This window comes from Pseudomonas sp. P5_A12 (assembly GCF_056400685.1).
Window position 1 is genome coordinate 1 of the sequence record NZ_JBFUKU010000535.1, and the last position, 1,818, is coordinate 1,818.

1 protein-coding gene is annotated in these 1,818 nt (G+C 59.2%); it reads right to left on the reverse strand.

The window, feature by feature from the left end:
- Window positions 1–235: 235 nt before the first annotated feature.
- Window positions 236–1,818: efflux RND transporter permease subunit (locus AC1DSG_RS30835; protein ID WP_477794244.1), on the reverse strand; the 1,583-nt coding region annotated here is incomplete at its 5' end.

A 1,818-nucleotide genomic window follows, 5' to 3' on the forward strand; every position in this document is an offset into this window, starting at 1 on the left:
CTGTTCGTCAGGCCAGCATTTTGCCTCGGGCTTCCTTCAGATTCGCGGTCACCCGCGACACCCTTGCCTCTGGCTAACACTTCCCCTTGCCGGGTGTGTAGAGGACTTTCACCTCCAAGTCACCAGCGAGGCCACCACAGCCAAGCTGGTTGCGCTTGCGCGCAACGCGCCATGCCTGGCGCACGTATAAAAAAAGCCGCAACCTGGGTTGCGGCTTTTCTATTTCAGGCGTGGATCAGTGAGCGAACAGCGAGTTGCCCTTCTGTCCAGCCAGTTTCTCCGGTTTGATCAGGAAACGCGCCAGCGCAGGCAGCAGCCACAGCGCGCCGAACATGTTCCACAGCAGCATGAAGGTCAGCATCAGGCCCATGTCGGCCTGGAACTTGATGGCCGAGAAGATCCAGGTGCACACACCGATGGCCAGGCACAGACCGGTAAACAGTACCGCTTTACCGGTGGACTTCAGCGTCTGGTAGTAGGCTTCCTGCAACGGCAGACCGGCACGCAGGAAACTTTCCAGGCGGCTGTAGATGTAGATGCCGTAGTCCACGCCAATCCCTACACCCAGCGCCACCACCGGCAGCGTCGCGACTTTCACGCCGATGCCCATGAACGCCATCAGGGCGTTGCCCAGTACTGACGTCAGCACCAGTGGCAACACGATGCACAAGGTCGCCGCCCACGAACGGAAGGTGATCATGCACATGGTCGCGACGCAGATGTAGACGAGGATCAGGATGGTCAGCTCGGACTCCTTGATCACCTCGTTGGTGGCCGCTTCGATACCGGCGTTACCGGCTGCGAGGATGAATTCCAGGCCGTCCTTGTTGTTCTCCTTGGCGAATTCCTGCACCGCATGCACCGCGCGATCGAGCGTTGCCGCCTTGTGATCGTTGAGGAACACCAGCACCGGCGCCAGGGAGCAACTGTTGTTGTACAGGCCATCCGCACGGGAGATGGAGTTGTTCAGCACATCCGGGTTACGCGACAGGGTTTCCCATTTCAGGTTGCCCTCGTTCATGCCCTTGATCATCTGCTTGGATACGGTCACCAGGGAAATAGCCGACTGCACGCCTTCAGTGTTCTGCATCTTCCACATCAGCTCGTCGATCGGCGCCATGGCTTCATAGCGTGAGCAGCCCTCCGCCTTGGTCTTGACCATCACCACCAACACGTCGGAACTGGTGGAGTAGTTGCTGATGATGAAGTTGTTGTCCTTGTTGTAGCGCGAGTCCGGACGCAGTTCAGGTGCACCCTGATCGAGGTCGCCGATTTTCAGGTTCTGGCTGTACCAGAGACCGCCACCGAAGGCCAGCAAGGCCAGGGCGATCGACACCGGTGCGACTTTCGCGCTGGCAAAGTTCGACAGCAGGCGCCAGAACGGGTGCTCGCGGACTGCATCCTTTTTGCTGCGTTCCACTGCGCGTTTGCTGATACCGACGTAGGAAATCGCCACCGGCAGCAGGATCAGGTTGGTGAACACAATCACCGCCACGCCAATGGACGCGCCGATGGCCAGTTCATGGATCACGCCAATGTCGATGATCAGCAGCGTGATGAAGCCCACCGCATCCGCAAGGATCGCAATCATCCCCGGCAGGAACAGCTGRCGGAATGTGCGTCGCGCAGCGGTCAGCGCGTTGTCGGCCTCACTGGACTGCAAGGCGATACCGTTGATCTTCTGTACGCCGTGGGAAATACCGATGGCGAAGATCAGGAACGGCACCAGCATCGAGTACGGATCCAGCCCGAAGCCAAAGAAGTGCATCAACCCGAGCTGCCAGATCACCGCCACCAGCGTGGTACTGAGTACCGCCA